General features: G+C 47.5%; 1 protein-coding gene. It reads right to left on the bottom strand.

The window, feature by feature from the left end:
- Nucleotides 1-499 (bottom strand): hypothetical protein (locus A3761_RS27500; protein ID WP_197472978.1); only part of this gene is annotated, 499 nt, incomplete at both ends.

Consider the following 499-nt stretch of genomic DNA (forward strand, 5'->3'; position numbering starts at 1 on the left):
TACCGTATGATCATAGGCAAGCGCTAACAAATCCAAGCTACCTGATATGATTTCTTGATTCGACAAGCCTTGCGCGACTCTCTGCACCATTTGCTGCTTCTTAGTCGCTTCCCTCACCTCGTAGAACTTCAAGTCAATATGATCTGGATGCTCACGGAACCACTGGTTTATTTGCTGGTAAACCTTTTCTGAGTGAGCCAGAGGTACATGTGGAATACCATTGAAATGGGCCTGCTTACTGTCTTCTGGTGCAGATATGGGGTTAGCACTTGTATGTCTCACCAGGCTATCGCCAAAATACTTGTTGAGTAGACTATTCTTGTTCGCCGATAGCGAGCCGCTAATGAAGTGATGCTGAGCATGCGCGGTAAAACTTCCACAGCGCACACTCTGCTCGTAGGGGTCATCACTATCCGCGCCACGTTTTTCTTTATTCAGATGGAGTAAGCCGTCCTTCAGATCTTGTATACCCTGGCTTCGAACGTCTATCCAGTCTGCC

The organism is Oleiphilus sp. HI0123, assembly GCF_001635315.1.